Consider the following 25309-nt stretch of genomic DNA (forward strand, 5'->3'; position numbering starts at 1 on the left):
CGGGATAATCGATACTAAACAGTAGCCAAGGCATATACAAATACGGCGAATAAGGCAAAAGCTGACGCCCCAAAAAAGCCGTATTCAACCTTCGACTGCATAACGTTTTCACCTTCTGGGGTAGGTAAAAAGCTCATAATAATGCTGCTAATACCTAGAACAAAGGTAATTAATGTAAAACCAAATAAAATGGGTTCGAGCCAGTTACTCATTAGTCAATTCCTACTTATCTTAAACTAGGCATATTATGCACCAAAAATTCTAGATCCCAAAAGACATAAAAGGAAAAAGGTATATTGCTTGATATGTATCATATGTCACCCATCTTCCTAATAAGAGTGGTCTAAAAACTCACTTATTAGTTGTGTTCACTAAATACTTTTATAAACATCACCATACTCGAGCTTAAATAAAGCCTATCCTATTGTTTTTAATGACTTTTAATTTCTGGCTTAGGCTTTGCTATACCTAAATGGTAATTAATTATTAATCAATTAGGAGAATTTCATGCGTAATATGATACTTGTTGGAGCTTTAGTTTGTTGTTCACTTCCAGTCTTTGCCTTAGATTCAAATTCTAAGTGTGACGTTGAGCTCAATGGCAACATGCAATTAGAAAACAATATATTGGCAGTCACTTTAGACAACAATACACGCATGACTATTGACCAAGATAAAGTTTTACATGTTGATGGCACTGCTTTGACCTTGAATACACAACAACAACATTGGGTTGATAACTATTATAACGGTATCAGTCAGGCTGTACCGCAAGCTGCAACGATAGCCAAAGATGCAGTAGCACTAGCAAGCACTGCACTGAACGAGGTATTCACCGAATTATTAGGTTCAGATAATACAGCGCTAGCCGAATTATCTGAAAAATTACGCAATCTTGATCAGCAGATCCAATATAATTTTTATTCTGATAATGGTGCCATTCGTTTGCATGCCGAGTCGTTTGAAAACGGCGAATTTTTTGGCGAACAATGGGAGTCACACTTTGAAGAAGCAATCGAAGATTTGGTCACAGACTCCATTGGTCACTTAATGGTAGCAATAGGCACGCAGCTCATTTTTAGTGATGGAGACATGGGTGAGTTCGAACAAAAAATGGAACGTTTTGGCGAACAAATGGAACAAAAGGTTGGGTATCAAGCTACTGCTCTAGAAGAAAAAACAGATGCGTTGTGTTCAACCCTTGCCCAAGTAGATTTTGCTGAAACTCAATTACAGAAAATTAAACAACTCGCTAGTTTGGATGTTATTCAATTGCACGACCAACCTCGTCGCATGTGATACCTTTTGCCTAAAAACAATATGGACAATACAAATGCAAATATCAGTAGTTGGCTGTGGTTGGTTAGGGCTGCCTCTGGCAATTAATCTTCAAGAAAGTGGCCACAATATTGTTGCCACCTGTCGGAGCCAACAAAAAGCCGATAAATTAACTCAACTAGGTTTTGATGTGGAATGTTTTGAGTTGGGTGACGAGCCGGGGCATAGTCGCTTAGCTAAACTGTTCATGTCCAGGGTATTAGTGCTAAACATCCCTGTGGGTCGAAAAAGCCCCATATCAGAACAATATGTGCAGCACATGAAAGCGCTACTCAAGCATGCCGTAAATAGCCAAATACAAAACCTGATTTTTATCAGCTCTACGTCGGTTTATGGCGATAATAGCGGCACAATCACTGAGCAAAGCCCAACCCACCCACAAACTCAGTCAGGGCAAATCAATTTAACAGTAGAAGCGTTAGTGAAGGAAAATTTTGCAGGCAGTAGTACTATTATTCGAGCTGCAGGTTTAGTGGGTAAAGACCGCCATCCCGCGAATTATCTTGCTGGTAAAATAGGGTTAATGAATCCCGACCATATAGTGAACTTGGTTCACCAAGATGATGTTGTTTGCGCCATTAAAACGGTGATTGAAAGAAATATTTGGGGACAGACTTTACATTTGAGTGCTTTCGAGCACCCGTCTCGCGCTCAATATTATACCTGGGCTGCGGAAAAACTTGGTCTCAGTGCACCTAAATTTGTTGAAGGCACAGGTGTCGCATTAGGGAAAGAGATTGACGCGACAAGAAGCGTTCAAATATTGGGTTTATCCCTTAAATATCCCAGTCCATTTGATATGTTAAGGCAGTAACACGTTAGTTACTGCCTATTTTATATGACTGTTCTCGAATAAAAATAGCCTAACCTATCAATGCAGCACCAAAGAATTTCAACGCAATGGTATTAATCAACACCAATAACAAAATGACAGGGATAAAAGTACCTACCGAGAAATCAACATAACGCTCAAACCAGCTATGCTCATAATTGGGTGCACCTTCATCTAGTTCTTTATTGAAATTTTCCTTCTTCCAGCGGTAGATAACAAATAGACAAATTAACAGACCATTAAGAGGTAAGATGGTGTCGTAAAACACATCAACTATCACATCGAAGAATGACTTGGACTGTCCTGCATAACTGACAAAACCAGTGAAGAAATCCAACATACCAAATGATGTTGCAGCCATTACCGTCATAATCACGAGCAGTAGCCCCATCCAGCCCAAGGCTTTGCGACGACTGAAGCTTTTCTCTTCCATCAACGCCGCTACCGGCACTTCAAATATTGAAACAATCGAAGTAATAGCAGCAAAGAAGACTAATAAAAAGAAAAAGCTAGCAACGGCACTGGCGCCCACATAACCAATAGTGGCTTGTAATGCCAAAAATATTTTAGGTAAAAACGTAAATATCATACCCACCGACGAGTCACTTAAATCGTTGGTATTGATATCGGGATTAAATGAAAACACGGCGGGTAAAATTAATAAACCTGCAATAAAAGCGACGGCAGTGTCCAACAAAGCCACCATTTTTGCCGAGCCCGGCACATCGGTCTTTTTATCTAGATAAGATCCATAGGTGATCATGATCCCCATACCCAAAGACAATGAAAAGAATGCCTGGGATAACGCACCATTAACCACAGAAGCGTTAATTTTGCTGAAATCAGGTATCACATAATATTTCACACCTTCAAACGCATTATCCAACGTCAGCACAAAAATAACTAAGGCCACTAACATAACAAACAAGGTAGGCATCATAAATTTAGCGGCTTTTTCAATCCCTTGTCTTACCCCGCCTTGCAGAATTAAATAGATGATAGCGAGTACAGCGACCATATAAAAAAACAAGTCGTAACCATTAATAAAGAACCCAAAGGTATCTGGATTGGCAAGCATCTCTAGATTACCCGTTACGGAGTGGTACAAATAACCGAATATCCAAACAGTGATGACTAAATAGAATACCGCAATCATGAAGGGAGTGATAATCGAAAGCCAACCCGCTACTTTCCAGCCTTTATGCCCACCTGTCATTGAAGAATAAGCACCTAAGGGATCTTTGCGGCTGTGCCTACCCACAGACATTTCAGCTAACATTACCGGTAAACAAATAAATGCCACAAAAATGGCATAAATCAATAAAAATGCACCACCACCATTTTTAGTAGCTGCTACCGGAAAACCTACCATATTACCAATGCCAACAGCCGAACCAGCTGCGGCTAGAATAAAACCTAAACGTGAACCAAACTGCTCGCGAGGTGCGCTCATAACCTATCCTTTATTATTTTTATAATTTGGATAGATATTACCAGCAGATTTTCGGAAAGTCTTTTATGTTGACAATACAGCTACTACAAATTGCAGAATAAATCTTTAAAACAAATTACCAAGCAGGGCAAACGCATTAAAAATAGCTTGACACCGCCCCCCCTGATTCGATCTATTACTTTGCTTTAAACACCGTAAAATGACCAAACAAAAGCCTACACTTGTCGAACATTTCAAAATAATTCCGACCCACGCCTTCATAGAAAGCAATTACATACAATTGGATGACATATTTTTTATTACGCTGTGCGCCGTTATTTGCGGTTATGTTAGTTGGGTGGCCATTGAAAAATTTGCAAAGATGAAACTGAAATGGTCATGGCAGTATTTATCACTTGAACATGGCAATATGATGCCATACATCGTTAAACCTACTTAAGTCGGAAACTGAACATAAATTAGGTATTAAAATTAAGCAACAAATGACAGTTCAATACAGTAATTATCTGTTAAAGGTGTTTACAATTGTTTTAATGCGATGCCCTGATTACCAAGGGATAACGCTACCTTGCCAGTCAATATAGTGTGGGCCCTTTTCGGCACTTAGGCTGGGGAGAATTTTAAGTAACTGCATCACAGTAAAATCAGTAGTAAATAATTTTCCTTTAGGCACTTTCGATTGAAACGGTTTCGACAACTCGGTTTCAACTGTGCCTGGATGATAACTAACGATAGAGATATTTTTTGCTCTTCTTTGGCATTCAATCTGTGCACACTTTATGATCATGTTAAGAGCTGACTTACTCGCTCTATATCCATACCAGCCACCCAAATTATTATCAGTAATACTGCCAACTCTGGCACTAAAGAAAACTAGTTTTGATGGTTCAGAGCCTTTAAGAAGTAGCTCTACATGTTTTAACCAGATAGCCGGTAGCACAGCGTTAGTGTTGAAGTAAAAGTTAAGTTGTTTTTGCTGAATATCTTCTAAACGTTTTTCAGGACTAATCTTTTGATTATTAGCACCAACAGCGTGTAATGCACCTATGCAACATACAACTAAGCTAAATTGACCACCCGCTTGTTTAAGTTGTTGGCAATACTGGGCCACTAAACTTTCGTTTTCAGAGTCCAGTGTATGATATTCCACACCTTCGATAGGCGATGCTGGTAATGAACGAGACACTGCATACACATGCTCATACTCGCCTGACTCAGATAGTTTTTTCACCAATGTTTTACCAATGCCTCCTGAGGCACCTATCACCAATGCATTGCCTTTAAACATCAATTTTCTCACTTTTAGTTTCGCAAGGAACACAGCGTTTCTTTCCAGTCAACATATAAGAAATCCGGTGCCGATGCTTAGCAAAAATATTGTAGGCAATATCAGCAAACCATTTTATGACTGGCCATCTTAATGGTGCATATACCCAGCCTTTGCCTACCAGTTTCCAAGCTAGGTAGGTGACGTCTAATCCACTGATCAAACTACCATCAGCCAAATAACCGTGAATACGCGCATCTAACGCTTTCCAGTCTAGGTGTGGATAATCTACAAAGAAAGAAGGTTCTTGTATATCCACAAATAGGATATTTTGCTGTTTATCCAGTTGTTTTAATTTGTTCATTTCTATTGAACACAAAGGACAGTGACCATCATAAAAAATAGTGAGGGGTGGATTCTGTATCATTTGATCAGCAAAGTTACCGTAATATACTTCATCATACGTTGATAACTACATTGTGGATTACATTATATCATTACTAAAAACAGTTTGAGTTAATCGAACCATTTTGATTGTATCGGCACACTGAACAACAATGGTGCAAATATTTGGTAATGTGCACGATTTTGATCACACTGAATATTATTTATGTACACGGCCTTCCAAGGGTCGTTAATTAGCCATAAGGTGTTACCCATTACCGCTACACCCTCTATGGATGCATTGTCCATCACTTCATAGTTTTCACATCCCACACTACTTGTTTGGATTTCGGCAAAAAAGTCGATACCCAAAATGACAGTTTCTTTTTCACCCAATAAATCTACCACCCATAACGTTTCATCGTTTCTAGCTGCAACTAGCAAAAAGTCTCTACCATCGGGTGTTTGGTAATAGTCCATGCCGTTAATCGGATGATTACCGCTATCAAAAACGGGCAACTTCAAAGAAAAGTTCGACACAACTGCAAATTCATCTGAGTGCCAAAACTCACTTCCCATTTGTAGTGAAAAGATTCTGGCTTGTTTGTTATTGTCTTTTTCAATACCTATATATAAGGTGCGAGCTTGGCCAAATGCGAGGGCTTCAACCCCATCATTAGGGAAATTACCAATCTGCATATCAGCAGTAAATTGGATTGGACGAATGTGAGTCATCAACGCTGTATTATTGGCTTGTAATTCAAGCCTAACAAGTAACGTAGGATAAATTGTTGAGCCTGAATTTAAGTATTTTTGCTGGCAAGTCTCTGACATCGGTTCTGCGTAAGTCGCATCTTCTGTGACCACATAAATTACGTTGTCATCATCAGGGTCGACAACTAACGCTTCGAAATCAGGGTTATCACTTATATAAGCGGCAAAACAGCTTGTTTGCAATATTTCAGATAAAATCATTGGCAAATCAGGACCGCTTAACAAAGCATCATCTTTAGAGATAGTCCGCAAGCGCAGACGTTGTGAAGGATGAGCACTACGATCGCTCAAGGTCAACAAATCATCACGCCATTTCACCAAACCTGATGTCTGAGGGTTTAGCATCACTTGGCCATCTTGTTCCACAATCCAATGACCATTAACCTGCAGGTTTTGCTCTACTTGCTCTATCTGTGTCGACTCTGGCGTTTTCCCACAGCTAACTAATAGGCTGCAAATCCCTACCATAAAACCCACACTAGCTCTCATATACGGTCTAATCTCATCGTTATAAATTATTAATTAAATTTAAGTTTACCCTACACAAATTTATGAAGGAATATAAAATTGATCCATATAGGCAATTTTTATTATCCTTAATTACAAACAATATTTTGTAGCTCAGTAGCACCAAGGTATGCTGATAGTAGTGAATATATCTAAAAATAATCCCATGACAGGACAGTATGATTAATAATACATTTAAAATAGGCCTCTTTTATGGCTCTACAACTTGTTATACCGAAATGGCCGCTGAGAAGATTCAAGCTAAAATAAACCATTTGGTGGGTTATACCTGCATAGAATTGTTTAATATTAAAGATATCCCCCTGGCCCAAACTCAAAGTTTTGATACGTTGATTTTTGGTATTTCCACTTGGGATTTTGGCGAGTTACAAGAGGACTGGGAATCGACTTGGCAAGACATTGCGGGGCTAAACTTAGCAGATAAAACAGTGGCCATTTTTGGTTTAGGCGATCAGCTAGGTTATGCAGAGTGGTTTCAAGATGCAGTAGGTATGTTGCATGATGAACTGCTCGTATTAGGGTGTGATTTTGTAGGTTACTGGCCTAACCAAGGATACGACTTCATTGCCTCAAAAGCGCTCACCGAAGATAGTAGTTTTTTTGTTGGTTTAAGTCTTGATGATGAAAACCAATACGATCTAACTGATGAGCGCATCGACAGTTGGTGTAACCAGTTAATTGCTGAAATAAAAACATTGTAGTCGTTAATTTACAAATGTCAGACTCACGAATACACAAGCCTTTCTATCGTAACGGTCCCTCTCATCGAGATGGTGCTGATGTTAGTTTTCAAGATATCGTTAAAATTTTTGGCTTCCGCACTGTCACAATCGGCAAATGGGTCACGGCCGCAGAACAACAAATTGCGGCAAATCTATTTTTTGATGCATTGTGTGATTTAATGGATATTTTACAAGTACCAGAAGCAGTAATATCTCTAAACGGTAGCCTGTCTTTAGCCTTTGGTAGCGGCGGAAGAAAACATAGCAGCGCTCACTATGAGTCAAATACAAAGAAACTAGCATTAGCGAAAAATGCAGGGGGCGGGGCACTTGCCCACGAGTGGTTTCATGCTTTTGACCACTATATTTGTGATAAATTATTTGTTCAGGTGTCGCATGAACAGTTTGCGTCTCAATGTTGGTTACAAGACGAGAAACAAATATCTCATCCACTGAATATAAAGCTCAGTCAGTGTTTCGAAGCAATTTTTTTAGGCACAGATAAAAGCCAGCCGAATGAGTATATCAAGCGCAGCGCCCAAGCAGATAAATTGCTGAAAACGTTTTATTACGCTCGCCCGCAAGAGCTAGTTGCACGGGCATTCGAAGCATGTATTCAAGACCACTTCACCAAAAATGCATTTCTGGTACAGGGCACTAAACAAAGTCCAGAAGCGAAAATGGGGATTTATCCTGCAAAGGAGCTCAGAGCAACTATTTCTAAAAACATTTTGGATTATTTTTATTACTTGGGGCGTGGATTGAAAGTTGTAAAAACATAAAACGATTATTAACGCTGCATTTGAAATGCATTGAAGTTTAAATAACGGCTCATACACACCCCATTGATACTGAATTTCATGCACTTATATTACTCTTCCTTTTCGATATCGCATATAGTCATGGTTAATCAAGCAGCTAACCTTGAAGCTTTTCTAATACAAATTATCTATTACCATTACACAGCGCAACACCTGTAAGTAATATAGGTATACTTTTAACACTCTGTAATTCCACTTTCGATAAAATTGCTCGACTTCATGTTTAACATACGATGTTGCGTTACAAGTCTGACTTAAATTTTAGTTCTGCATCTTAAAAATCGACTCCCAATTTTTACTTAGAACAACAAATTGTAAAACCTACTGGATTATTTTTATCATTTGGGGCACGCTATGTGTAAGTGAAATGTCTTACAACCTGAGTGTTTTGTTGATTTTAAGTTAATTAATAGATGCTCTGAAGCTCAACTGCCTTTATACTAGGCAGTCTTGTTTTAACTCAATTGGCGATTTATACCGATGAAAAGAAAAAAGCACGGCAGCTCTGACGACGATGCTGCAATTGATATGACTCCCATGTTGGACATAGTGTTCATCATGCTTATCTTCTTTATTGTGACCACTTCTTTTGTAAAAGAGAAAGGTTTAGAAGTTAATCGTCCTAAAGATTCTAAAACGCCACCACCACCGACTAATGTTAAATCACTGTCCATTCGAGTAGAAGAAGACGGCACAATAGTCGTTAACGGCCGTCAGGTTGATATTCGCCGCGTTGAAGCTAACATTCAAAGCTTCTTGGCCGAAAATAACCAGGACTCAGCTGCGGTTCAGGCTCATCCAAAAGCCAAACACGGTGATGTAACTGAAGTTATCAACGAAGTAAAAAGAGCCGGTATTGCTAACGTCTCAGTATTGGTTGCTAAATAAAACCAAACTATTCAGTATTAATAAAAATGCTGCTATTCAATGAATAGCAGCATTTTTTTTGCCGATTTGTTGCTGAGGGTCAATTGTTGATAAATTATCTTTAAAATTTACTCAAGATCTAAAGGCTCTGGCGAGAGAATAATACCGGTACTGTCAGCATACAAATGGTCATTTGGCAAAAATGTTACACCACCAAAGTTAACTGCCACATCCATTTCACCCGTCTCTTGGTCGTCTGCACTGACGGGGATTGAAGCGATGGCATGAATACCAATATTTATTTCTTCGAGCTCATCAACTTCACGCACGCTGCCGTAACATACTATTCCTTCCCAACCATTATCAAAGGCCAACCGCGCAGCACTAGAATCAATCAAAGCTCGGCGCATGGAGCCACCACCATCGATTAACAAAATTTTTCCAAGTCCAGGTTGCTCTAAGGTTTTTAGCACTAAACCCTTGTCTTCAAAACATTTTATGGTGGTAATTTTCACCCCCATAAGAAACCCGACCGCCAAAACTCACAAACATGGGTTCAACCACGTCAACACTGTCGGCAAAGACATCACAAAGAGTAGAAGTATTGTAATCCATGTTTGTTCCTAATATAACTAAGTCAAGTATGAGTATACTGCTAGTACACAGCAAATCCAGCGTAAATAAAGTTTTAAGAGCGGTTTAACACTGTCATAAAGCCTTAGCAAAAGTGTCACCTATTTTTCACAGTTTCTAAATATTATGCTTGATGATAATCACAGTGCAGGTCTTATCAATGAAATCCTTAACACAACATGACGAAGCATTGTTTTATTGGGTGTTTAATCTTACAACAAATAGAGATTGCAGCTGGATAAAGTGGCTATCAAAAACTGGAGATGGTCAACTTTACCTCATTATTGGAGTGATGCTTTGGTGGTTGGAACCGCAACAAGGGCCATTATTTCTCTACTCTGGATTGTTAGCATACATGCTAGAAATCCCTATTTACCTATTGCTGAAGAATAGCTTAAAACGTGAGCGCCCATGTCATCATATAATTGAGCTTAATGCCCATATTGTGCCATCCGATAAATTTAGCCTACCTTCTGGGCATACTGCAGCTGCTTTTTTGATGGCATCTTTAATCGCCCATTTTTATCCTAGTCTAAGTGTTATTGCATATGTATGGGCAAGTTGCATCGGAGTAACCAGAGTGCTTTTAGGTGTGCACTATCCCAGTGATATTTTTGCAGGCGCACTATTGGGATTAGGTATTTCCACAATAAGTTTGTTGATACTTTAAAATCAAACAACTAATGAAAATTATCTTTGAATAAAATATAAGTAGCTACCACATTCGAATCAGACATATTAAAGTTCAAACTTACTATAATATTAAGCACCTGCACTTAACTGCATTGATGATATGAATACTTCATCTAGGATAGTTTTGGAAATATACATATCCAGAGTTTATCTTTATAAGATTTGCGCCAGCTTACTGATAAGCCTAAGGCTTATATATTAGCGGCTGCAGGCTAAAAAGTGACTTACCGCAAACCGAGTATTAATAAGTCAGGTATTAAAAGAGCAATGCTCAGCTATGAAACGCAACTCTATGTTGCAGATTAAAATGTAATACAACTATCAACTTCCCAGCGATATACTGAATATAACATCACGAAACTAAGTCTAAATTTAATCTTCCCCCAATTTTTTATCTTAGTTATTTCATATTGCATAAAATAAGCAATTCTAAGCCTAGCATCTCTTTGTTTTTACCCTCGGTAGTGACATGATTACAACTTATAAATTAACGGGTATGTTGTGATGGCAAACAGAATGAATTTGAAAACAATTGGCTTAGTTTCCTTGGCAGTAGTCATACTCACTGCCTGTGGCCAAAAACTTCCTTTATATTCGCCTAAAGAACCTGCCACAAACACCCCAACACCAGACTTAGAACCATCCACTGAGTCTGCCGAACAAGGAACAAATTGATATGGACTACTTTGCCTATAAAAATCAACAACTATTTGCTGAAGACGTAGCCCTTGAAACCGTAGCACACATTCACGGTACGCCTTGTTATGTATACTCAAAGGCCACAATTGAACGACATTGGCATGCATTTGATAGAGCAGCCGGTAGTCAGCCACACTTAATTTGTTATGCTGTGAAAGCTAATTCTAATTTGGCAGTGTTAAATGTGATGGCCAAATTGGGTTCTGGTTTTGATATTGTTTCTGGTGGGGAGCTAACACGTGTGCTCAAAGCTGGTGGTGATCCCAGCAAAGTAGTGTTTTCAGGGGTAGGTAAGACCCATGATGAGATTGCTTTTGCCTTAGAACATAATATTAAATGTTTTAACGTTGAATCACGCAGTGAACTGACCCGTATCAACGAAGTAGCTGAGAAAGCTGGTAAAAAAGCGCCCATATCGATTCGAGTTAACCCAGATGTTGATGCTAAAACTCACCCATACATTTCTACAGGCCTTAAAGACAACAAGTTTGGAGTTGAACGCCAACAAGCTGTTGAAATCTATAAATATGCGCATAGCCTGCCGTATTTAAATGTGATCGGCATTGATTGCCATATTGGTTCTCAGATAACGGAATTAACCCCTTTTGTAGATGCCCTAGATATATTGTTAGCCTTAATAGACGAGCTTGCTGAACACCAAATCCATATACATCATCTCGATGTAGGGGGTGGGCTAGGTGTAACTTATAATGATGAGAAGCCACCACACCCAGACCAATATACACAAGCTATCACTGAACGATTGAAGGGCCGAGAAGAGCTATTACTTATCTTTGAACCTGGCCGAGCAATCATGGCTAATGCTGGGATTTTGTTAACTAAGGTCGAGTTTCTAAAACAGGGGGCGGAGAAAAACTTTGCTATTGTTGATGCAGCGATGAACGATCTTATTCGCCCAGCGCTCTACTCAGCATGGCAAAATATCATTCCTTTAGATGCTGGACTTGAAAGAATCAAAGCTATTTATGATGTAGTAGGTCCTATTTGTGAAACCGGCGATTTTCTCGGTAAAGACCGAGAGCTAGCTATCGAACCAAATGATTACCTTGCAGTTCGCAGTGCGGGTGCATACGGTTTTGCTATGGCGTCAAACTACAATAGTCGATGCAAGGCCGCAGAAGTATTAATTGATGGCGATAAGATGCATCTAGTCAGAGAGCGTGAAAAAATATCACAATTATTTGAAAGTGAGCACATACCAACATAACTATTGGTTTATGGGTTTAAATATTTATTTAATAAATATTGCGATTATTTAGCCTGTATCAAGCTAAAGACATAGTCAGTCTTTCGCTGAAATGATATAACTATTTAATAATATAAAACACGTATGTTCTAAAGCGTGTTGACAAAAGTTTAGCTAAGTAGTCGCAATGCAAATCCAGTTTTCAAAGATGCATGGTCTGGGAAATGATTTTGTTGTTATTGATAATGTAACGCAAAACGTATTTTTTTCTAAAGAGAAAATTCAACAACTTTCGGACAGAAATTTTGGTATCGGGTTCGATCAACTTTTAATGGTTGAGCCACCTTATGATCCCGACCAAGATTTTCATTACAGAATATTTAACGCCGATGGTTCTGAAGTCTCTCAGTGTGGAAATGGCGCACGCTGTTTTGCTCGCTTCGTAAAAATGAAAGGCCTAACTAACCGTAATAAAATTGTAGTCAGTACCAAAGCGGGTCGTATGGTTCTCTATCTTGAGAAAGATGGGCAAGTAACAGTAAATATGGGGGTACCCGAGTTTGAGCCAAGTTTGGTGCCGATAAAAGCACAAAAGCGTGAAAAAACTTACATCATAAGAGCACAGGAGCACACTTTTTTTTGTGGTGCTGTTTCTATGGGTAATCCCCATTGTGTGTTGCTGGTAGATGATGTGGAAACAGCAGATGTGGAGACAATGGGCCCCTTGCTTGAAAAACATGAACGTTTTAGTGAAGGTGCAAACGTTGGCTTTATGCAAATTATCAATCATAGCCACATCAAACTACGCGTTTTTGAAAGAGGTGCTGGTGAAACATTAGCTTGTGGCAGCGGAGCATGTGCTGCAGTAGCTGTAGGGCAGTTACAAAACAGATTAAGTAAAGATGTAAGAGTTGATTTGCGTGGTGGTAGTTTAAAAATACGTTGGCAAGGTGGTGATAATGTATTAAAAATGACCGGCGCCGCTGAGCATGTTTTTGATGGATATATAAACTTATGAGCAAAGAGTCGCAAAAATAAAATGGATACAACGACTGCATATGAATCTGACAATCTACTTGATGCTGAACAAGTAGCCGCTTACTTACTTGAAAACCCTGAGTTTTTCACCCAATTTCCGCAGATTATTGAAAAAATCAGTATTCCCCATTCACACAAAGGCAGTGTATCTTTGGTGGAATTGCAAAGTGAACAGCTACGCAAAAAAGTCAGAAGCTTGAGTCATAAGCTGAATCAATTAATTTCCATTGCCAAACAGAACGAAGCCATTTATCGAGTCTATGCCGACTTAAATTTGCGTATCCTAAAGTGTACTAACCTTGATGATCTAAAATTTGTTTTGGAAGAGGTGATTCAAGAAAACCTGCAGTTAGCATCCGTCACCTTAAAGCCTTTCAAAGGTGCTCATGCGTTGCCTGAGATCCAGCGACGCTTATTTATCGAAAAACGCTTTAAAAGACATAAACTTTTCTTTGGACGTTTAAGTGAGCATGAACGCAAGTTATTGTTTGCTGATCAAGAAGCTAACTCAGTGGCTTTATTACTGATTGGGGATTTGGGTGAACTTGGAATTTTAGCAATAGGTAGTAAAGATCCAGGTCATTTTAATCCAGATATGGATACCTTACTGATCACCCAACTACAGCAATTTTTGGGTATCTTGTTACCTAAAATGCTGACCTATTAATTAATAAAATGTTGAGGCCAAGCCTACATACTTGGTTAGAAAAATATCTTGCGTATTTAAGGTACGAAAAAAATCTAGCGAGTAACTCGATAGAAAATTATCAGCGGCAGCTTATCGCAGCTTTCAGTAAACTCGATATTGAATGTTGGTCAACATTCAATACATCAGATATCCGTAGGATTCTGAACGATGCACGTAAAAGCAGCCTAAGCTCGCGTTCTATCGCTTTACGCTTATCTTCTATCAGAGGATTTTGCGCTTATCTAGTTCAACAAGGCCAATTAACACAAAACCCTGCATCTTCAATTCAAGCTCCTAAGCAGGCCAAACCCTTACCCAAACAATTAAATGTTGATGAGATGCATCAATTATTGGATATCAAGGAAGATGGCCTTCTAGCTTTGCGAGATAAGGCGATGATGGAACTTATGTATAGTTGTGGCTTACGTTTATCAGAATTGGCTAATCTCAATATAAAAAGTATTCAACCTGACAGACAGCTAAGAGTTATAGGTAAAGGTAATAAAGAACGTTTGTTACCTATTGGAAGAGTTGCTTTAGAAGCATTAAGTGTGTGGCTTAAGATAAGACCAGAACTAGCATCCAGTGAAGAGCCTGCCTTATTCGTCAGTATGTTAAAAAATAGGATCGGCACTAGGCAAATAGCGAAACGTATGAAATTGTGGGCGACTCGGCAAAATCTAGAACAATCTGTTAATCCACATAAACTTCGACACAGTTTTGCCACTCATGTTCTGGAATCAAGCTCAGATTTGAGGGGGGTGCAAGAGCTACTGGGGCATGCTAATTTATCTACAACCCAGGTATATACGCACCTGAACTTTCAGCATCTCGCCCACGTATACGATGGTGCCCACCCTAGAGCCAAAAAGTCTAAATAATTAGAATACTCAAAAAGAATAGATAGTCCTAAATGATTTATTATAAAAAACTTAAACCAATTCAAGCAATTACATTCGACCTGGATGACACTTTATATGAAAACACAAGTGTCATCATCAACGCAGAGCGTTCTTTACTTGAATTTATGCATAACCAATATCCTGCGACTAAACATGTGGCCAAAAATCTTTGGCGCGCACGACAAAAGATACATCTTCTAGCTAACCCATTATTAAAAAATGATATGGGTGAATTGCGTCGATTATCTCTTGAGTCTGGTTTTATGGAGTTGGGTTTATCCGGTAGCGAGCTAAAGACAGCTACCACAGAGTGCTTCGAACATTTCTATTTTCAAAGAAGCAATTTCACTATAAACAGAAGCATTCATTCTTTATTAGAAACACTATCGAATAACTTACCATTAATAGCCCTGACTAATGGCAACGTTAACCTTAAACAGATTGGACTTGAAAAGTATTTTAGCGCCTACTTTAAAGCTAGTTTGGAATTGCCAATGAAGCCACACAAAGCCATGTTTGATGCAGCACAAGCACACCTAAAGATCCCACACGAAAACATATTACATGTAGGTGATAATTTGCCAAAAGACATATATGGTGCACTTAGAGCGGGGTATCAAACAGCTTGGTATGCTGAGGATAGAAGTATGCAGATGCGCAGTGAAAAAGCACAGCTTTTACCTCATGTTCAACTGAGTAATTTAACCCAGTTGTTAGCATTTATCTAAAATATATCCGTCATTTTAAAAGTGATAAACGTTTAATCTTCTAAAATATTTTGTCGCATAGTTTCGCAAGGCTTCTGACAACTAGGCTTACCAACAATTTTAGCCGGGATACCGGCCACTGTGACATGCGGTGGCACATCATCTAACACCACACTTCCAGCGCCTACTTTGGCCCCCTCACCTATAACGATATTACCTAAAATTTTAGCACCTGCACCTATCATGACTCCTTCGCGAATTTTTGGATGGCGATCACCGGCTTCATTTCCAGTACCGCCAAGCGTGACAGATTGCATAATAGACACATTATTATTAATCACCGCGGTTTCACCCACCACAATGCCAGTGGCATGATCGAACATCACGCCTTGACCAATTTTTGCCGCAGGGTGAATATCCACCGAAAAAACTTCTGAGTTTCGACTTTGTATAAACAAGGCTAGATCCTTTCTACCCGCTATCCAGAGTTGATGCGCTAACCTGTACACTTGAATCGCTTGAAATCCCTTAAAGTTAAGTAATACGGTAAGAAATGAGTGCACCGCAGGATCGCGCTTAAACACAGCTTGAATATCACAAATTGCAGCGTCAACTATCTCAGGATGTATTAAGTAACTTTGTTCAAACATTTCTCTGACAGATAAAGCATTCATCACATCATCAGCTAGTTTGTTGGACAAAATAAAACTTAACGCTGTTTCGAAGTTACGATGAGCCAAAATACACGTGTGCACATAGCTTGCCAGCAAAGGCTCATTATTAACAAGCTGCTTTGCTTCGTCTTTTAACTGTTGCCAGAATTCAATACTCATATTTTCTCTGCTATATAATTTAAGCAATTACTCTTATATATAAGGTTGAGTTTAGTGTATTTAAATACAGTGTTGCTGATATACTGGAAATATATTTTTCTAATATATTTTGTGTGTAATGGATGTATCTCGACTTCTTGACCAGTTAAACGACAAACAACGTGATGCAGTGGCCGCTCCTGCATCTGACATGCTTATCTTAGCGGGTGCAGGCAGCGGGAAAACGCGAGTTTTGGTGCATCGTATTGCATGGTTAATGGAAGTTGAGGGCATTGCCCCATACGGTATTTTAGCAGTAACGTTTACCAATAAAGCCGCCAAAGAAATGCGCGGTCGCATAGAGCAGTTGCAAGGCAGCGCTCTGAATAGCATGTGGATTGGTACCTTTCATGGCATCGCGCATCGTCTGCTACGGGCTCATCACGCAGATGTTGGACTACCTCAAAACTTCACTATTTTAGACTCAGATGATCAATATCGATTGGTTAGACGCGTACTTAAAAGTCTTAACCTAGACGAAAAACACTGGGCTCCCAAACACGTACAGTGGTATATCAACGGCAATAAAGACGAAGGGTTACGTCCTCAGCATATCGAAACCCATGGTGATGCCACGCAACAAAAAATGCGTGAAATTTATCAGACTTACCAACAGACATGCGATCGAGCCGGGTTAGTCGATTTTGCTGAATTGTTACTCAGAGCCCACGAGCTGTGGTTAAACAATCCTTCAGTATTAGAACACTACCAAAAACGCTTTAGAACGATTCTGGTGGACGAATTTCAAGATACCAATAACATTCAATATGCTTGGTTGCGGATACTTGCCGCCCCCAGTAACAATATGATTATTGTTGGTGATGATGATCAATCAATATATGGTTGGCGTGGCGCAAATGTAGAAAACATCCAACATTTTTTACGAGACTTTAAAGGTGCGAAAACTATACGACTGGAACAAAATTATCGCTCTACTGGGAATATATTAAAAGCGGCCAATGCTGTAATTGATAATAACCAAGGCCGATTAGGCAAAAAATTATGGACCGAAGATAGCCCGGGAGAACTCATTTCTTTGTATGCTGGGTTTAATGAGTTAGATGAAGCTCGTTTTAACATTGCACGCATAAAAGAATGGCGAGACAACGGTAATGCCTTATCTGATTGTGCGATTTTATATCGCAATAATGCACAGTCACGCGTTTTAGAGGAAGCATTGTTGCAAGAGTCTATCGCCTACCGGATATATGGTGGCTTACGATTCTTTGAACGTCAGGAAATTCGGGATGCACTTGGTTATTTACGCTTAATTAATCAGACGATTGATGACGCTGCCTTTGAACGAATCGTGAACACACCCACTCGTGGCCTTGGTGATAAAACCCTATCACAAATTCGCGAGCTTGCTCGCGAGTCAGAACTATCCATGTGGGATGCCAGTTCCAGAATACTGGCTGAAAACCGCTTAACTGGCCGTGCATCTAATGCCCTTAGCTCCTTCACAAAATTAATTACGCAACTCACTCAAGATGCTGCAGCACTTCCTTTAGAGCAACATGCAGACTACGTGATTAAACATTCCGGTTTATTTGCCATGTACAAAGCAGAAAAAGGCGAAAAAGCTCAAGCTAGGATTGAAAACTTAGAAGAACTGGTCACCGCCTGTAAACAATTTGTGGTGCCAGAAGAAGCGGACAACATGACACCTATGTCTGCTTTTTTAGCGCATGCGTCTCTAGAGGCAGGAGATAACCAAGCAGATAAACATCAAGACGCTGTGCAAATGATGACTATTCACACTGCAAAAGGACTTGAGTTTCCACTAGTTTTTATGGCTGGTGTTGAAGAAGGCATGTTCCCAAGTCAGATGAGTAACGAAGAGCCTGGTAAAATTGAAGAAGAACGCCGCCTTTGTTATGTAGGCATGACACGGGCAATGCAAAAGTTATATATTACTTACGCCGAAAACAGAAGAGTATATGGACAGGACAAGTATCACACCCCGTCGCGTTTCATCAAAGAGATCCCTACCGATTGTATCGAAGAAGTGCGTTTGCGGACCACCATATCTCGACCGGTTCAAAATAGATTTACTCCAGTTACGGGTCATACCGCTTTCGAATCAACAGGCTTTCAACTAGGGGAGAGAGTGTCCCATCCTAAATTTTCCGAAGGCACTGTATTGAATTATGAGGGCAGTGGCGAACATGCAAGAGTACAGATTAACTTCGATGAGTTTGGGAGTAAATGGCTGGTCATGTCATTTGCAAAATTAACAAAAGTTTAATTTTCCAAAGCCAGAAAAGAATTAATCTGCTAAATTAAATTTTTCTACTACATTTTAACCCATGCAACGCAAAGTATTAATAGTCGAAGACAGCAAAACCAGTATGAACCTGATGCGAAGTCTTATAGCCAAGGCTCAGTTGCAGCCTATTTGCACCACTAGTTTAGTAGAAGCCAAACATGTTTTTTCTAGTTCCGCACCTGAAGAATACCTCTGTGCTGTGGTCGATTTTAATTTACCTGACGCGCCAAATGGTGAAGCGATAGACTTTGCTATTGAATCTTTTTTACCCACTATAGTAATAACTGGCAGCCTAGATGAGTCAACCAGAACTACTATTCTTAATAAACGTGTGGTGGATTACATTCCTAAAGAAAACGCACAGGTCTATGAATACCTGACGCGTTTGCTGAGTCGATTGGATAAGAATAAGAAAGTAGGGGTATTAGTAGTTGATGATTCTAGGGTCAGCAGACAATCTATGACCGCTCTACTTAGAAGACATAATTTCATTACCTTTGAAGCGGCAAGTGCTGAACAAGGCATGGAATCTTTGCGCAGCCATTCAAATATTAGGCTGGCTATTATAGATGAGAATATTCCAGTTATGTCCGGTATCCAGATGATTTCTGAACTGCGTAAAACCTATTCCAAAGAAGACCTTGGCATTATTGGTATATCATCAGATACCACCAGTGGCTTATCTGCCAGATTTATTAAAAGTGGCGCAACTGATTATTTGTATAAACCCTATTGCCACGAAGAATTTTTCTGTCGTATTATGCAAAACGTTGAACGCTTAGAAAATATTGCAACTATTAGGCGTGTATCTAACTCTGATTATTTAACAGGTTTACCTAACAGGCGGCACTTTTTTACGCGAGTCGCTGCAAATCTAAAAGTCACTCCTAAATCACAAAGTCTAGCGATTATCGATATCGACCATTTCAAAAAAGTGAATGACACTTATGGACATGATTGCGGTGATTACACATTGAAAGAACTGGCTAAGTTAGTTGCTGAATATTTTACAGATTACACTGCTGCACGATTTGGGGGGGAAGAGTTTTGTGTGTATTTTTCGAATACCGCACCCGAAAAAGTATTACAAATAATGGAAGGTTTCCGAAAGGCAATTGCGAATAAAGTGCTGACTTTTGAAAAACAAAGCCTATCTTGCACTGTTAGCATAGGCCTCACCCACAAAAGCAGGGGCGGTATAAACGCCATGATACGTTTAGCCGACCAGCATCTGTATATCGCAAAAAATAATGGAAGAAATCAATTAGTTGATGATTAAGCTGTTCTTTGCAACCGATCGTACCTAACCCTAAATTTAGTTTTGAATAATCCGTCTAGACTTTCGGTAGACTCGTAATGAATCGTAAACATAAATCAATAATCCTGACCACACACATACAAAAGTAATCATCCTTGTTGTATCTAACGGTTCCTGATAGATCATGACTGCTAGCAAGAACATTATACTTGGACCTATGTATTGGAAAAAACCTAATGTGGTATAACGGATACGCCTAGCTGCAGCAGTAAAACACAATAATGGAGCGGTAGTCACCACACCTGCCAATAACAACGTTATATTTAAGTTAAGACTATTTAGTGACATGTTTCCGCTTGTTGTATCCATGAAAATCCAATACAACAAAGCAAAGGGCAACATAATACAACTTTCAATCAATAAGCCGGGCATAGAGTCCACAGTCACTTTTTTGCGTAATAAACCATAAATACTGAAGCTAGTTGCTAAAACTAGGGCGATCCATGGAAGCTGACCATATGAAAACACTAGAAAAGCGACGCCTGCTAATGCTACAAAAACAGCCATTAACTGCAACCTAGTTAAGCTTTCTTGCAAAAAGAAACGCGCTAGTAACACATTGAACAATGGATTAATAAAATAACCCAAGCTAGCATCGAGCATTTTATCGTTATTCACAGCCCAGATAAAGATTAGCCAATTTACCGCTAACAATAATCCACTGATTGATAAGGTTACGATGATTTTTGGATCGCGGATGGCTTTAAACACTTGGCTAAACTTTTTTCGAACAGCCAACAGTAAACATAGCACCACCACAGACCACACTATTCGGTGCATAACAATTTCAAGCGCAGGGACACTCGTTAATAACTTAAAATACATGGGTGCGATACCCCACATTGTATAAGCGGCTAGTGCAAAAATAACACCTGCTTTTACTGATTTATCGTTCAACTATTTGACCTAGCTTTGACAGAGCTTCATATGGCGGGGAGTGTGCTGTAAGCATTTCATAAATGCAAACGAAAACCTAATAGAGGTAAAGTGACCATGAAAAAGAGCGGTGAGGTTTTGCACATTTTTGTTGTTAGGTTGTGTCAGTTTTGGTCGAGCTGCAGCACACCTTGGATCTTTTCAACGCAGATCTGTGAAAAAACCGGAATAGTTGTCTAACGATGCCTACGCCAAATTAATATTTTTAAGTCAAATTTTGCCTGGCCCTAGCTCCAGCCAATTTGGATTTGCAAAAGGTTTACATAAAGGAGGACTAGCCATGGTCTTGCGGCTTTTGTTGGCTTTACTCTACCATCATTTTTATTGATGTATTGGCTAGAAGTGTCGGTTGATCTAGATAACCCAGCAAGCTGGCTACTTTCAGTCAGCAGCAGACTAAAATTATTAGCTGTTGTTGTTGTGTTAGATGCAGTAATCACAATGTTCACAATTTTTTGCAACAGCCGCTTGTCTGTCTTAATAATGCTCATCAGTGTGCTATTGCTCGTCATCTATCAATCATTCTATATACAAATATCTGTGTTACTTATAGCGATGTTAATGTGCATAATCAGCAATAAAAGTTCAAGCGAATAAGCTAATATATTCCAGTTCCTAAAAAAGGTGTCTGGGCCACCAATGTTGCTACTTATCAGCATATTTTTATTCAGCCAATGTGACTCTATTGCAGGTGTGTTCGCGACATTTTATAAAACGGAAGTTTAGTCTACGGTGGCGGTCATGTAGTCTTGCCACATTGGCAGACGAGTGTTGATGATACACTGACAGAACAATAGTTCCTTTTTAGCTATGCAGCTGCTCAAGGAATATCCGGACCAATGTTCACTATGGCAACATTTATGGGCACACAATGGTAGAAAGCGTGCCATTCAGCGGAGCTATTATAGCAACAGTGGCTATTTTATTACTCGGATTCTTATTGATTTTAGCCGCCAACCATAACTTGTAATCTCTAATCCAACACCCAATATTTATTGGGGCATCTGCAGATATCAACGCGGCAGTGGTCAGTTTTATTTTTTTGTACGCTCTATCCAGTGTCTACTGGTGCAGTTCACAGGTTATATTGACTAGGCATCATAATTATCGGATTTTAATACTAAAACTATTTACCCCCCCCTACTTTACTGCTGATAAGTGTTTTTATCTTGCTTAGCTTTATTTAAAAATGTTTGCTTAAATCTAGTCTCTTAACCACTATGAAGTCGCAGAATACTGATTGCGACCCGCCTGCTTAGCTTTATATAAATTGATGTCGGCCTTGTTGATCAAATCTATAGGAGTTGTCACGGCATTTTTACTCTGAGTTGGGCTAAAGGCAGAAATACCGACGCTTATCGTCACAAATGGGTGCGAAGCGGTTTTAGCAGCTTGAATGCTTCTGTTTTGCACATTTTGGATTAACTCTTGTGCCACCTGCTTAGCCCCCTTCAAATCGGTGAAAGGTAACAGAAGCACGAATTCTTCTCCTCCATATCTTGCAGCAAAATCGCGATCTCTCCTTTTACTTGAGGCTATAACAGAAGCTATAACTTTTAAACATTTATCACCTTCCAAGTGACCAAACTCATCGTTAAACAACTTAAAGTTATCAATATCAATAATTAATGCTGCGACGGAATGGCTACCCCGGACTGCTGCGTACCATTCCTTATTTAGCATAGTATCCAACTGCATTCTGTTGGCCAAACCTGTCAGACCATCAGTACATGAGACTTCGGCAAGTCTTTTATGTTGGGCAACCATCGTCATCAAATTAGTAACTCGAGACACCAAAATATTAGGCCGTGTGTTTCTATTAATATAGTCTGCCGCGCCTACAGCTAAACACTCCTCTTCTTCGTCAAGACTTGGCTTATCTGCCAGAAATATAACTGGAATGTAGGCGGTAAGTTGACTATTTTTAACGAAGGTACACAATTCTTGTCCTGAAATGATTGGCAAGTTCACTGCGCTCAAAACCAAATCAATATCTTTAAGCATAATAATCTGCAATGCAGCTTTACCATCTTGGGCTGTTTCAATATTAAATGTCTTAGCAAAAAGTGAGGAGAGTGAAGTTATATTGACAACATCGTCGTCAATAATAAGTAATGTAAGATGGTGGTTATAAACGGTCATAACGTCCTTGCAAAATACGACTATCAGCTACCGACTAATGAGGTCAGTATTGGTAAGCCTAATAAAACTGCTCATTTGCATGATTATTAACCACTAATAAACCATTTTATAGCTTATATTGCGAGCATAATTATGTTTTAAGTTAGCGAACAAGGTATTAGTTAACATACGTTTTGACATATATTTTCCTTGGCATACAATTTGGACAGTTTTTTCCTTCTTAACGAGTGAACCTCGAGATAAAAACACGTAAACTTAGGTTTTTCTAATACCTTTTGAGCAACAGTTGCCAGATTATCCAGTACAGTCATCTCCTGCAATTACCCAAGCGCAACAAGTATTAAAGCAGACCTTTGGCTATGATCGTTTTCGTGATGGACAAGCACAAGTTATAACCCAAGTGATGCAACAAAAAGATGTGTTGGTACTCATGCCTACTGGTGGCGGTAAGTCTTTGTGTTATCAAATTCCGGCTATGTTGTTACCTGGCTTGACGATTGTTGTTTCACCTCTCATATCCTTAATGAAAGATCAGGTCGATGCTCTTTTGACCTATGGGGTCAATGCCGCTTATATAAATTCAACCTTGTCCTCACAAGATATGTTCAACATTTATAAGGGCATGCAAGATGACAAGTATCAATTAATATACGTAGCGCCTGAAAGGCTTATGCAACTGGATTTTATTCAGCGTTTACAAGGACTTACAATTAGTCTTATTGCTGTTGATGAGGCGCACTGCGTCTCTCATTGGGGCCATGACTTTAGAAAGGACTACAGACTACTTGGGCAATTAAAAGGCACCTTCCCGCATATCCCAATTATGGGTTTAACTGCTACGGCTGACCTTGCTACCCGTGCAGATATTACCCAGCAGTTGAATTTACAGCAACCCTTTATCTTTAAGGGAAGTTTCGACCGTCCTAATATTCGCTACAACCAAATCACAAAGTATAAGGCCACAGAACAAGCGATCGCTTTTATTAAACAACAAGATGGTAGTGGTATTATTTATTGTAATAGTCGCAGGAAAGTAGACGATCTGAGCATTGCTTTGGCCAAACAAGGGATCAATTGTGCCGGTTATCATGCAGGTCTTGAAGGTGCAATTCGAGATAAGATTCAGCGTGATTTTATACAAGATAAAATTGATATTATTGTGGCAACTGTGGCATTTGGCATGGGTATAGATAAGTCCAATGTGCGCTTTGTTTTACATTTTGACTTACCCAGGAGTATTGAATCATATTACCAAGAAATAGGCCGAGCAGGCAGAGACGGTATGCCCGCCGAAGCCTTGTTACTATTTGATGAAAAAGATGCAGCTCGTATTCGTCAATGGATATCAACCGGTGAAAATCTCGAAAGAAATAGTGTAGAACTGCAAAAGTTTGCGGCTATGGAAGCGTTTGGTGAGGCACAAACCTGTCGCCGACAAATTTTACTCAATTACTTTGCTGAATATTCTGCTGGGCACTGCGGAAATTGTGATATCTGTCTCGATCCTCCCAAAGCCTTTGATGGCACCGTAGAGGCGCAAAAAGTTCTGTCTTGTGTATTTCGACTCAAACAATCCGTTGCTGGGCAATATTTGATTGATGTACTCAGGGGTAAACAACTAAAACGCATTCTAGAACACGGTCATGATAAATTGACGACTTATGCTATCGGCAAAGATAAATCTGATGCTTATTGGCATAATATTATTAATCAATTGATCCACCGTGGTTTTCTTAGAGTGGATATCACCCAAAATGCAGTCTTGAAGCTTACAGAAGAAGCAAGGCCAATACTGCAACAAGCACAAAAACTACAGCTTGCGGTACCAAGACTGAGTCTTGATTTAGGCAAAAAAGCACAATTTATCGCACCAGATTATGATCGAGCGCTATTTGCTAAACTTAAATATTTACGTAAAACGATTGCTGAACAGGATGACGTTCCGCCATTTGTTGTATTTAGCGATGCAACATTAGCCGACATGGCAGATAAATTTCCAGAGTCTAGTTTCGACTTTTTGGATATTCACGGTGTGGGTCAAACTAAACTCGAACGTTACGGTGAACGTTTTATCGCTGCTATTTCGAAGCACATTAATAAGTAACCTGAGCTCAGGATAAGCCATACCATAACGTCCAGTGCCTCTATTATTGTGCCTATCTTCGTTGAGCCTGCTATTCCCTCACAAGCTCGTCTCGGTAAACGCAATAATAGCATCA

At 39.4% G+C, this 25309-nt stretch carries 25 protein-coding genes and 1 pseudogene; 17 read left to right on the plus strand and 9 right to left on the minus strand.

Going from position 1 to position 25309, the window contains the following annotated elements; translation table 11 throughout:
- Positions 1–14: 14 nt before the first annotated feature.
- Positions 15–212: a hypothetical protein gene (locus tag C427_RS22150; protein ID WP_007635963.1), complete on the minus strand. Its 198-nt coding sequence runs from the start codon at positions 210–212 to the stop codon at positions 15–17.
- 295 nt (positions 213–507) lie between these two features.
- Here C427_RS22150 and C427_RS22155 point away from each other — a divergent pair, with 295 nt between their 5' ends.
- Both C427_RS22155 and C427_RS22160 read left to right on the plus strand, forming a co-directional pair.
- Complete coding sequence (locus tag C427_RS22155; protein WP_007635961.1) at positions 508–1299, plus strand: YggN family protein; 792 nt, start codon at positions 508–510, stop codon at positions 1297–1299.
- Between the two features lie 34 nt (positions 1300–1333).
- On the plus strand, positions 1334–2152 hold the full coding sequence (locus C427_RS22160; RefSeq protein WP_007635959.1) for an NAD-dependent epimerase/dehydratase family protein: 819 nt from the start codon (positions 1334–1336) through the stop codon (positions 2150–2152).
- Between the two features lie 49 nt (positions 2153–2201).
- On the opposite strand, the gene C427_RS22165 is transcribed toward C427_RS22160, so the two are convergent.
- Complete coding sequence (locus tag C427_RS22165; protein ID WP_007635957.1) at positions 2202–3623, minus strand: sodium-dependent transporter; 1422 nt, start codon at positions 3621–3623, stop codon at positions 2202–2204.
- A gap of 199 nt (positions 3624–3822) precedes the next feature.
- Between C427_RS22165 and C427_RS28940 the strand changes: the two genes are divergently transcribed.
- The gene (locus C427_RS28940; protein ID WP_034898767.1) at positions 3823–4062 is read left to right on the plus strand and encodes a transposase family protein; all 240 of its coding nucleotides are present in this window, start codon (positions 3823–3825) and stop codon (positions 4060–4062) included.
- Between the two features lie 108 nt (positions 4063–4170).
- On the opposite strand, the gene C427_RS22175 is transcribed toward C427_RS28940, so the two are convergent.
- From C427_RS22175 to C427_RS22185, 3 genes are all read right to left on the minus strand, one after another.
- Positions 4171–4911 carry an SDR family NAD(P)-dependent oxidoreductase gene (locus C427_RS22175; RefSeq protein ID WP_007635955.1) on the minus strand — a complete coding sequence of 247 codons (741 nt, stop codon included), beginning with the start codon at positions 4909–4911 and terminating at the stop codon, positions 4171–4173.
- Positions 4904–5317 (minus strand): thiol-disulfide oxidoreductase DCC family protein, encoded by a 414-nt coding sequence (locus C427_RS22180; protein WP_034898764.1) that lies wholly within the window; start codon positions 5315–5317, stop codon positions 4904–4906. Before C427_RS22180 ends, C427_RS22175 begins: the two co-directional genes overlap by 8 nt.
- A gap of 89 nt (positions 5318–5406) precedes the next feature.
- Positions 5407–6537 carry a hypothetical protein gene (locus C427_RS22185; RefSeq protein ID WP_007635953.1) on the minus strand — a complete coding sequence of 377 codons (1131 nt, stop codon included), beginning with the start codon at positions 6535–6537 and terminating at the stop codon, positions 5407–5409.
- A 197-nt stretch (positions 6538–6734) separates the two neighbouring features.
- On the opposite strand from C427_RS22185, the gene fldB reads away from it, so the two are divergent.
- The 3 genes from fldB to C427_RS22200 all read left to right on the plus strand — a co-directional run bounded on the left by fldB (position 6735) and on the right by C427_RS22200 (position 9007).
- Positions 6735–7277 carry a flavodoxin FldB gene (gene fldB / locus C427_RS22190; RefSeq protein ID WP_007635952.1) on the plus strand — a complete coding sequence of 181 codons (543 nt, stop codon included), beginning with the start codon at positions 6735–6737 and terminating at the stop codon, positions 7275–7277.
- 14 nt (positions 7278–7291) lie between these two features.
- On the plus strand, positions 7292–8080 hold the full coding sequence (locus C427_RS22195; protein WP_007635951.1) for a CLCA_X family protein: 789 nt from the start codon (positions 7292–7294) through the stop codon (positions 8078–8080).
- A gap of 519 nt (positions 8081–8599) precedes the next feature.
- Positions 8600–9007, plus strand: a complete 408-nt coding sequence (locus tag C427_RS22200; RefSeq protein ID WP_007635946.1) for an ExbD/TolR family protein — start codon at positions 8600–8602, stop codon at positions 9005–9007.
- 107 nt (positions 9008–9114) lie between these two features.
- On the opposite strand, the pseudogene rraA reads toward C427_RS22200, so the two are convergent.
- Positions 9115–9601: pseudogene (gene rraA, locus C427_RS22205) on the minus strand (ribonuclease E activity regulator RraA).
- Between the two features lie 178 nt (positions 9602–9779).
- Between rraA and C427_RS22210 the strand changes: the two are divergent.
- The 7 genes from C427_RS22210 to C427_RS22235 all read left to right on the plus strand — a co-directional run bounded on the left by C427_RS22210 (position 9780) and on the right by C427_RS22235 (position 15574).
- Positions 9780–10289 carry a phosphatase PAP2 family protein gene (locus C427_RS22210; RefSeq protein WP_007635944.1) on the plus strand — a complete coding sequence of 170 codons (510 nt, stop codon included), beginning with the start codon at positions 9780–9782 and terminating at the stop codon, positions 10287–10289.
- Positions 10290–10828: 539 nt separating this feature from the next.
- On the plus strand, positions 10829–10987 hold the full coding sequence (locus tag C427_RS26605) for a lipoprotein (RefSeq protein WP_162471181.1): 159 nt from the start codon (positions 10829–10831) through the stop codon (positions 10985–10987).
- A 1-nt stretch (position 10988) separates the two neighbouring features.
- Positions 10989–12239 carry a diaminopimelate decarboxylase gene (gene lysA, locus C427_RS22215; protein WP_007635942.1) on the plus strand — a complete coding sequence of 417 codons (1251 nt, stop codon included), beginning with the start codon at positions 10989–10991 and terminating at the stop codon, positions 12237–12239.
- A gap of 166 nt (positions 12240–12405) precedes the next feature.
- On the plus strand, positions 12406–13236 hold the full coding sequence (gene dapF, locus C427_RS22220; RefSeq protein WP_007635941.1) for a diaminopimelate epimerase: 831 nt from the start codon (positions 12406–12408) through the stop codon (positions 13234–13236).
- 21 nt (positions 13237–13257) lie between these two features.
- A complete protein-coding gene (locus C427_RS22225; RefSeq protein WP_007635940.1) occupies positions 13258–13923 on the plus strand; it encodes a DUF484 family protein in 666 nt (221 codons plus the stop codon).
- Positions 13924–13931: 8 nt separating this feature from the next.
- Complete coding sequence (locus C427_RS22230) at positions 13932–14825, plus strand: tyrosine recombinase XerC (protein ID WP_007635939.1); 894 nt, start codon at positions 13932–13934, stop codon at positions 14823–14825.
- A 32-nt stretch (positions 14826–14857) separates the two neighbouring features.
- The gene (locus C427_RS22235) at positions 14858–15574 is read left to right on the plus strand and encodes an HAD-IA family hydrolase (RefSeq protein WP_007635935.1); all 717 of its coding nucleotides are present in this window, start codon (positions 14858–14860) and stop codon (positions 15572–15574) included.
- 32 nt (positions 15575–15606) lie between these two features.
- On the opposite strand, the gene cysE is transcribed toward C427_RS22235, so the two are convergent.
- Positions 15607–16386 carry a serine O-acetyltransferase gene (gene cysE / locus C427_RS22240; RefSeq protein ID WP_007635928.1) on the minus strand — a complete coding sequence of 260 codons (780 nt, stop codon included), beginning with the start codon at positions 16384–16386 and terminating at the stop codon, positions 15607–15609.
- 118 nt (positions 16387–16504) lie between these two features.
- Here cysE and uvrD point away from each other — a divergent pair, with 118 nt between their 5' ends.
- Positions 16505–18673: a DNA helicase II gene (gene uvrD, locus C427_RS22245; protein ID WP_007635927.1), complete on the plus strand. Its 2169-nt coding sequence runs from the start codon at positions 16505–16507 to the stop codon at positions 18671–18673.
- Between the two features lie 61 nt (positions 18674–18734).
- Complete coding sequence (locus tag C427_RS22250) at positions 18735–19973, plus strand: GGDEF domain-containing response regulator (protein ID WP_007635926.1); 1239 nt, start codon at positions 18735–18737, stop codon at positions 19971–19973.
- 36 nt (positions 19974–20009) lie between these two features.
- Here C427_RS22250 and rarD read toward each other — a convergent pair whose 3' ends face one another.
- On the minus strand, positions 20010–20909 hold the full coding sequence (gene rarD / locus C427_RS22255) for an EamA family transporter RarD (RefSeq protein ID WP_007635925.1): 900 nt from the start codon (positions 20907–20909) through the stop codon (positions 20010–20012).
- Positions 20910–21275: 366 nt separating this feature from the next.
- On the opposite strand from rarD, the gene C427_RS28945 reads away from it, so the two are divergent.
- Positions 21276–21545, plus strand: coding sequence for a hypothetical protein (locus C427_RS28945; RefSeq protein ID WP_081588971.1), 270 nt, complete (start codon positions 21276–21278; stop codon positions 21543–21545).
- A 621-nt stretch (positions 21546–22166) separates the two neighbouring features.
- Here the strand turns inward: C427_RS28945 and C427_RS22265 are convergent.
- Positions 22167–23090: a GGDEF domain-containing response regulator gene (locus tag C427_RS22265; RefSeq protein ID WP_007635923.1), complete on the minus strand. Its 924-nt coding sequence runs from the start codon at positions 23088–23090 to the stop codon at positions 22167–22169.
- Positions 23091–23376: 286 nt separating this feature from the next.
- On the opposite strand from C427_RS22265, the gene recQ reads away from it, so the two are divergent.
- Positions 23377–25194, plus strand: a complete 1818-nt coding sequence (recQ, locus tag C427_RS22270; RefSeq protein ID WP_007635922.1) for a DNA helicase RecQ — start codon at positions 23377–23379, stop codon at positions 25192–25194.
- Positions 25195–25309 lie beyond the last annotated feature (115 nt).

It is taken from the genome of Paraglaciecola psychrophila 170, assembly GCF_000347635.1.
Classification (GTDB): domain Bacteria; phylum Pseudomonadota; class Gammaproteobacteria; order Enterobacterales; family Alteromonadaceae; genus Paraglaciecola; species Paraglaciecola psychrophila.

Excerpts from the sequence above, each read along its gene's own strand:
- C427_RS22210 (WP_007635944.1), top strand. The coding sequence starts at position 9,780 with ATGAAATCCTTAACACAACATGACGAAGCATTGTTTTATTGGGTGTTT.
- C427_RS22150 (WP_007635963.1), bottom strand. The coding sequence starts at position 212 with ATGAGTAACTGGCTCGAACCCATTTTATTTGGTTTTACATTAATTACC.
- C427_RS22225 (WP_007635940.1), top strand. The coding sequence starts at position 13,258 with ATGGATACAACGACTGCATATGAATCTGACAATCTACTTGATGCTGAA.
- C427_RS28940 (WP_034898767.1), top strand. The coding sequence starts at position 3,823 with ATGACCAAACAAAAGCCTACACTTGTCGAACATTTCAAAATAATTCCG.
- C427_RS22180 (WP_034898764.1), bottom strand. The coding sequence starts at position 5,317 with ATGATACAGAATCCACCCCTCACTATTTTTTATGATGGTCACTGTCCT.
- lysA (WP_007635942.1), top strand. The coding sequence starts at position 10,989 with ATGGACTACTTTGCCTATAAAAATCAACAACTATTTGCTGAAGACGTA.
- C427_RS22165 (WP_007635957.1), bottom strand. The coding sequence starts at position 3,623 with ATGAGCGCACCTCGCGAGCAGTTTGGTTCACGTTTAGGTTTTATTCTA.
- cysE (WP_007635928.1), bottom strand. The coding sequence starts at position 16,386 with ATGAGTATTGAATTCTGGCAACAGTTAAAAGACGAAGCAAAGCAGCTT.
- C427_RS28945 (WP_081588971.1), top strand. The coding sequence starts at position 21,276 with ATGTATTGGCTAGAAGTGTCGGTTGATCTAGATAACCCAGCAAGCTGG.
- dapF (WP_007635941.1), top strand. The coding sequence starts at position 12,406 with ATGCAAATCCAGTTTTCAAAGATGCATGGTCTGGGAAATGATTTTGTT.
- C427_RS22185 (WP_007635953.1), bottom strand. The coding sequence starts at position 6,537 with ATGAGAGCTAGTGTGGGTTTTATGGTAGGGATTTGCAGCCTATTAGTT.
- C427_RS22160 (WP_007635959.1), top strand. The coding sequence starts at position 1,334 with ATGCAAATATCAGTAGTTGGCTGTGGTTGGTTAGGGCTGCCTCTGGCA.
- fldB (WP_007635952.1), top strand. The coding sequence starts at position 6,735 with ATGATTAATAATACATTTAAAATAGGCCTCTTTTATGGCTCTACAACT.
- C427_RS22200 (WP_007635946.1), top strand. The coding sequence starts at position 8,600 with ATGAAAAGAAAAAAGCACGGCAGCTCTGACGACGATGCTGCAATTGAT.
- C427_RS22155 (WP_007635961.1), top strand. The coding sequence starts at position 508 with ATGCGTAATATGATACTTGTTGGAGCTTTAGTTTGTTGTTCACTTCCA.
- uvrD (WP_007635927.1), top strand. The coding sequence starts at position 16,505 with ATGGATGTATCTCGACTTCTTGACCAGTTAAACGACAAACAACGTGAT.
- C427_RS22195 (WP_007635951.1), top strand. The coding sequence starts at position 7,292 with ATGTCAGACTCACGAATACACAAGCCTTTCTATCGTAACGGTCCCTCT.
- C427_RS26605 (WP_162471181.1), top strand. The coding sequence starts at position 10,829 with ATGAATTTGAAAACAATTGGCTTAGTTTCCTTGGCAGTAGTCATACTC.
- C427_RS22250 (WP_007635926.1), top strand. The coding sequence starts at position 18,735 with ATGCAACGCAAAGTATTAATAGTCGAAGACAGCAAAACCAGTATGAAC.
- C427_RS22235 (WP_007635935.1), top strand. The coding sequence starts at position 14,858 with ATGATTTATTATAAAAAACTTAAACCAATTCAAGCAATTACATTCGAC.
- C427_RS22175 (WP_007635955.1), bottom strand. The coding sequence starts at position 4,911 with ATGTTTAAAGGCAATGCATTGGTGATAGGTGCCTCAGGAGGCATTGGT.
- C427_RS22265 (WP_007635923.1), bottom strand. The coding sequence starts at position 23,090 with ATGACCGTTTATAACCACCATCTTACATTACTTATTATTGACGACGAT.
- C427_RS22230 (WP_007635939.1), top strand. The coding sequence starts at position 13,932 with ATGTTGAGGCCAAGCCTACATACTTGGTTAGAAAAATATCTTGCGTAT.